A 6,384-nucleotide genomic window follows, 5' to 3' on the forward strand; every position below is an offset into this window, starting at 1 on the left:
CCAGGAGTTAATGTTCTTAAGAATTGTAATAACTCTGGATTATTATTCACCTGTCTAATGTTTTCTTCTTTTCGGTGATGATCTCTCCGATCATCACATCTATTGAAATCACAAGCTCCACCAAAACCAAAACCCATAAAATTACCCCCTTTCGTTCGTCAGTATATCTTATGCTCGTCTAGAAAGGATGGTGTGAGTATAGGAGTCTAGTTAAGTGTGGATTTTTATTTAGATATGAAATTTATTTAATAAGAATTTTTTATAAATTATTTTCAATAGTCTTCTTCGCGGTAATGGAGAAGGCGTGGAAGTAGAAAGCAATCAAATGGTGGAGCAGTTTTGTTTTAATTCTGATAATGATAAATGTAAATTTGATTGTTTGATATGAATTAGATTCCTCTTATTGCCTCATTTAAATCAGAAGATGTTTTGATACTTTATTAGAGTCAGAAAAATCTTCTGATGTTTTATTAAAAGCAAAATTGTCCCTCTAATGCCGCTTTAGAGTTAAAGAAATATTATTCTTATCATACAGAGTGAATAGTTCTAGCGATAATTTTGCAGAAGTAACAAAAAACATTAGAGAACTGTTATAGGCTTATCAGTTGCTTCATTTACGTACTGTATTATTTTTAGAAGGAATCCATATCAAAGGCATTATAATGATTGTGAGATGAAATTTAGTTATTGTTATTGGACCAAATGTAGAAGTAACAAGTAATTCAACCGATAATACTATACGTTTTCCGAACAAAATTAATCTTAGACTTGAATCTATTTAAGCAATTAGTGATGTAGAATAAATTTCTCATTAAAATGCAAAAAATAGTAGAGTAACATGTAATTTTAAAATTGCTTTATATTATATAGAAAAATTAAATAAACAATGTATCAAGAATATTATCTTTTTTCTTGTTAATTCCAATATGTTTTAGATTGACATTCCTTGCTCCTTGAGCGCTGAGAGTGTTACATCTATGCATATTAAGTAATTTCAAATATAGAATAGACGTAACATCGAGAAATATTAATATATACTTTAGAATTATCTCCTATATATTGAGAAGGCGCTTAAGTAAGTTGTTTTTTGTTTACACCTTTTGAGAAGGACAAGCATATACTGGAATGTGGTGAGAAACCACTTTATATAGGAGCATCTAACAATTGTGGATGCTCTTTTCATTTGCATACAAGGAGTTGTTAAAAATATTATAATAAAGAGGCTATTCTACAAACTCCTTTTAAAGGGGCCTGCATTAAATAAAGTCAGCTTGTACATATTTTGTTCGGAGGTAGGTGTATTATAATTTTGAATTGAACAGCCCGTGTAAGTTCTATGTCTTTATTAAATGATCCTTGTTACAGAACCTTGCTGAAACAATCTTCACTTAACTCCCTAATATTTCTAATCAATTAAAGCTATCCCTGTGTTAAGAGAGGGATAGCTTCATTTCTAAGATTTAGTTCTGCGTTAACATATCTATCGTTTTGTGTACTACAATAAGGGCAATCACACTCAAGAAGATTAAGATTTTTAACGTCTTTATATTGGTGAATGTAATTCGAACATAGCTGACTAAAAATAAACGTTTTTGATATAATTACATCTTGCTTCCCGTACCATTTTCTTTTTTAATTGAGTAAGCTCGTCAGTGAAAAATGATACGTTAACCTTTTCCCCGCTTTTTTATAAGTATGATTCCATATAGCAAGAAAACGATTAAATACAAAACAACTTCAAACAATGGTTCTCGCAATTAAGGCCTTTTATTCTTGCTTCTAGTAAAAACGAAAAACGTAGACTTATGCCTACCGACATTTATCTTCCACCTAAAATTGGTGTTTCACGCCTGCACATTTTCGAGAAACGGCCTTCTGTCGGAAAAAAATAACAGTAACCTTTGCACCAAAACGGTTTGTATTGAGTATTAAAATTCCTCTATTAACATATTTAAAGCTTTTGACTTTATCCTTTCATATTCCATAGCTCCAGCAAGTTCTTCAGCAAGTAATGGTGATTTTCTGACGTATTTTTCACGAATCACATCATACAATTCGTAAGGAAATAACATATCAATAAACATAATTTTCTTCTGCTCAGCTGTTAAAGGGGAAACTGACTCATATGCGTTAATCATAATTTGAAATTGATCTGCATTCCAAACACCAGTTGTATCTAGGAGAGGAATAATCATTTTACGCAAGTCTCGAATAGGGAGATCGTAAGAAACTGTATCTAAATCAATTACCCAAATTTGATTACTTGGATCTAATAAGGAATTTCCTGTTCCATAATCTTGATGACATAAATTAGGGAATTCTTTTAATTCATCAGTCCATTTTGTATATTCAGATTCCAATAGTCTTTGGTGTGTGTGTTTTGCTTCTGAAATGAAAGCGTCGATTTCAGTCAAGTACAATTGTGAGAATGGGTCATCCGGCATAGTTGCGGATAAAGTTTTCCAAATCTCCATCTGTTGAAATCTTTTAATGTAATGATTGGGCCAACGTCCCAGTTTTGTAAAGATAGGTATGCCTGGTGGCGGTTTGTAGCCAATAGAAGCTACATGAAAATCTGCTAACCCTTTCATAATCATTTCAAGGTCTTCTTGCATTGTAAGCTCAAATGGTCTTCCCTCAATCCATTCATAAACAACAAATAAAAATGGACCGTGTTTTGTATATAACTGATTCACTTTGCTTGGAATTATGCTCGGTACACGCATGCCTTTTTTTGCAAGATAATCTTGAGCGTGAATAGAAAATAAAGCTTTTTTTTCAGGGCGATGAATTCTCTTTAAGCAAAATGGTCCATCTGCAGTATGAATTTTCCATACTAAGGCTAGTTGTCCACCTTGTATTAATTCAATTGTAGTCGCTTGAATGTCCCAATGTTGAATCATTGTCTCTGCCAATGCTACTAATTTTTGCTCCTCTTCGGGCGATAATGTATACACCGCTTCTTCATTATGATTCTCCACATATACCACCATCCTTTTATACTCTCTTATTACTGTATGGTACATGACCATTTTTGCTCTAGCCATTTGCCTTTAAGAAGAAAAAGTACTAATTAGCTTCAATTATAAAAGATGAAATAATGCTTGATAACTCACAAATATAAGTGTTCCTTCGTAACATATGAAGAAAGTTGTATTTTATGAAACAGGGAGGCGATTTAATGAAAATTGCGATAATATCCACTGAAAAGCTACCTGTACCAGCTGTACGGGGTGGAGCTATTCAAATTTATATAGATTCTGTTGCTTCCATTATTGCTTCAAATGGAAAAAATGTGACAGTTATTTCTATAACAGATCCTAATTTGAAATCAGAAGAAAAAAACAAAGGTGTAAGGTATATACGTTTTCCAGAAGAGGAGTATCTGCCTGATGTTATTAAACATTTGAAACAGGAAAAATATGATGTGGTTCATTTATGTAATCGTCCCAATTGGATTGCAATTTTACGTGAGGCAGCACCACAGACCAAATTCGTGTTAAGTGTGCATAATGAAATGTTTGCGTACGAAAAGATAAGTGATAAAGAGGGTGAAGCGTGTATTGCTGGTGTTTCCCAAATTGTAACGGTTAGTGATTATATCGGAAAGACAATTACCTCGCGCTTTCAAACTGCAAAAGCAAAGACAAGAACAGTATATTCTGGTGTAGATGTAAATGAATATTATCCTTCGTGGACCGCTAATGGTACAAAAGTTAAAAATCATGTTCAAAAACAGTTGAATTTGCAAAATAAAAAAATAGTTTTGTTTGTTGGACGCTTGAGTAAAGTAAAAGGTCCTCATATTTTGCTACAGGCTCTGCCTAGAATAATTGAGAAGAATCCAGACATTGTAATGGTTTTTATTGGCTCAAAATGGTTTGGAGATAACAATGTAAATAATTATGTAAAACATTTATATACTTTAGGTGCAATGTTTCCAGAACATGTAGTATTTATTAAATTTGTTAAGCCAAAGGATATATCAACACTTTATGCTATGTCAGATATTTTTGTTTGCTCTTCACAGTGGCAAGAGCCTCTTGCTAGGGTGCATTATGAAGCAATGGCAGCGGGTTTACCAATTATCACAAGTAATCGAGGTGGTAATCCTGAAGTTATTGAAGAAGGAAAAAATGGGTATATTGTCAATGACTTTGAGAATCCGGATGCATATGCAGAAAAAATAATTAATCTATTAAATAACGAAAATAAAAGAAAACAAATAGGGAAATATGGACGTGCGAAGGTCGAAAAAGAATTTAATTGGAACCGAGTTGCTATGGATTTAATGAGAGTGTATGAGGAAGTTTTATAAAATTTAAGAGGAGGGTGAAGAAAGTTGGAAGAAACAACTGGATTAGAAAGTGAACATTTAAAAAAGGTCCTTAGCTTTTATCCATTTGAAGTAAGTAATATCATTTTACAATCAAGCAGAAGTGGGAGAACAATGTGGGAAGTTGAAACAGAAGAAGGATTAAAAATATTAAAACAAGCACATATGCATCCAAAAAGGATGCTGTTTATTGCTGGAGCACATTTACATCTCCTTCAAAATGGATTATCAATTACAAACATTCATAAAACAAAAAGAGGAGGATTTTGTATTGGATCTGATGAGTATGCGTATGTATTATATGATAAGCATCAAGGGAAAGAAGTCATATATTATAATAAAGAACAATTAGAGAAGGTACTCATATATGCGGGTAAATTTCATCAAGCATCAGAAGGCTATATTCCGATGCAAGAAAGTAAAATTCGGAGTCGATTAGGAAAATGGCATAAATTATACAGATGGAAATTACAAGAATTAGAAGGAAACAAAAGAATTGCACTCTCCTTTCCAGAGGATGTATTTTCAACGATGTTTTTAGAGTACGTCGATAAGATGTTAGCACGTGGTAAGAGAGCATTACAAGAAATAGATGATCCATATTTTGACCAATGGACAAAAGAAGTTATTGCATCTAATAGTTTTTGTCAGCAAGATTTTACTTTAGCAAGGTTTGCAGAAATAGATGATGCCGTGTTCATGAAAGAGCTACATTCCATTACAAGTGATTTACCCGTAAGGGATCTACGTATCATTTTAAATAAAGTGATGAAAAAAATGTCAGTTTGGGATACTAATTTAGCAATTCATATGTTGAGTGCATATGATTCGGAAAATTCCTTATCAGAAAAACAATTTCGTGTTCTATGGACTGATTTATCGTTCCCTCACTTATTCTGTGCAATCGCACATAAATACTATTTAGGACAAAAGCGTTCTTGGTCTGATGAAAAGTATATTTGGGCATTGCAAAATATTATTGCACTTGAAGACTCTAAGGAAGAATTTTTACAAAGTTTTTCTGATATTTATCACGAAATCAAGAGCAATAGCGGAGGGAAATAAAATGAATTCAGAACAAGAAGAGATTGTAATCCCTATTTTAGATTTAGAGAAATTTGTGTTTTCTCCACCAGGGCCAATGGGATGGGAATTGTCAGAGTATGAACAGCAAAAAAATATTGTACTAAATGAATCTTCGGTGCTAGAGAATTTAGCAATCATTGAGGAAGTAGAATTAGAGGAGTTACCCAAAATTGGATTGCTAGATTCAGAAGAGAAATCTCCACAAAAAACTACAGTAATTGATGAAGTAAAAGAAGAAAAAGAAGTAAAAGCCGAAGAGATTAAGAAGAAGAGGAAAAAGAAGAAGAAAAAGAAGAAAACAATAGAACAAGAAGAGAAATCTCTACAAAAAACTATAACAATTGAGGAAGAAAAAGATGAAGAGACCCAAAATACAATAGAAACAGAAGAACAAAAAACAGAAAAAAATGAGGCCATTCCAACTCAAATAGAAAAGCCGAAAGTAAAAGTCAAAGTTATTACTCCCGATTATCCATTAAAAAGCCCATGGATAGCAAATTTAGTAAAGAATGCTAAGGAAAATGAATAATGAAATTTCCGCAAATAGATTAATCTTTTCATATTCTTTCAACATAGTATATATAAAAATATATTGAAGGAGTTAGGTAAATGGCTGATGTAAAAAGAGCAAAAATAAAATTAGATGTTGAGAATGGCTTTAGTGTTAATTCAGATGGTGATTTACAGGAAGTTTTAAAAGCTCTAGCTGAAATAATTCAATCTGGTACACATAATGGTGTCGAGGTCGAAATTCAATATGTTGATGAAACAGAAGTAATTTTTACAGACGAAGAAGAAGAAGAAGAAGAAGAAGAAGAAGAAGAAGAAGAAGAAGAAGAAGAAGAAGAAGAAGAAGAAGAAGACGAAGAAGAAGAAGAAGAAGAAGACGAAGAAGACGAAGACGAAGAAGAAGAAGAAGAAGAAGACGAAGAAGAAGACGAAGAAGAAGACGAAGAAGACGA

The 6,384-nt window shown here is 32.6% G+C and carries 4 protein-coding genes and 2 pseudogenes; 4 read left to right on the forward strand and 2 right to left on the reverse strand.

The features are described 5' to 3' along the window. Window positions 1-1,419: 1,419 nt before the first annotated feature. Window positions 1,420-1,632: pseudogene (locus tag ACTFR3_RS30245) on the reverse strand (IS200/IS605 family element RNA-guided endonuclease TnpB); the annotation flags it as partial. 296 nt (window positions 1,633-1,928) lie between these two features. Next, the gene (locus ACTFR3_RS30250; protein WP_098537114.1) at window positions 1,929-3,032 is read right to left on the reverse strand and encodes a CotS family spore coat protein; all 1,104 of its coding nucleotides are present in this window, start codon (window positions 3,030-3,032) and stop codon (window positions 1,929-1,931) included. A 149-nt stretch (window positions 3,033-3,181) separates the two neighbouring features. On the opposite strand from ACTFR3_RS30250, the gene ACTFR3_RS30255 reads away from it, so the two are divergent. The 4 genes and pseudogenes from ACTFR3_RS30255 to ACTFR3_RS30270 all read left to right on the forward strand — a co-directional run. Further along, window positions 3,182-4,318 carry a glycosyltransferase family 4 protein gene (locus ACTFR3_RS30255; RefSeq protein WP_440045166.1) on the forward strand — a complete coding sequence of 379 codons (1,137 nt, stop codon included), beginning with the start codon at window positions 3,182-3,184 and terminating at the stop codon, window positions 4,316-4,318. A gap of 24 nt (window positions 4,319-4,342) precedes the next feature. Beyond that, window positions 4,343-5,401 carry a spore coat putative kinase CotS gene (cotS, locus tag ACTFR3_RS30260; RefSeq protein WP_440045167.1) on the forward strand — a complete coding sequence of 353 codons (1,059 nt, stop codon included), beginning with the start codon at window positions 4,343-4,345 and terminating at the stop codon, window positions 5,399-5,401. A 1-nt stretch (window position 5,402) separates the two neighbouring features. Further along, the gene (locus ACTFR3_RS30265) at window positions 5,403-5,951 is read left to right on the forward strand and encodes a hypothetical protein (protein ID WP_440045168.1); all 549 of its coding nucleotides are present in this window, start codon (window positions 5,403-5,405) and stop codon (window positions 5,949-5,951) included. A gap of 80 nt (window positions 5,952-6,031) precedes the next feature. Beyond that, window positions 6,032-6,384, forward strand: a pseudogene (locus tag ACTFR3_RS30270) (ATPase); the annotation flags it as partial.

This window comes from Bacillus cereus group sp. MYBK14-1 (assembly GCF_051916885.1).
Lineage (GTDB): Bacteria > Bacillota > Bacilli > Bacillales > Bacillaceae_G > Bacillus_A > Bacillus_A cereus.

Coding starts and splice junctions, on each gene's coding strand:
- ACTFR3_RS30265 (WP_440045168.1), top strand. CDS start 5,403: ATGAATTCAGAACAAGAAGAGATTGTAATCCCTATTTTAGATTTAGAG.
- ACTFR3_RS30255 (WP_440045166.1), top strand. CDS start 3,182: ATGAAAATTGCGATAATATCCACTGAAAAGCTACCTGTACCAGCTGTA.
- ACTFR3_RS30250 (WP_098537114.1), bottom strand. CDS start 3,032: ATGGTCATGTACCATACAGTAATAAGAGAGTATAAAAGGATGGTGGTA.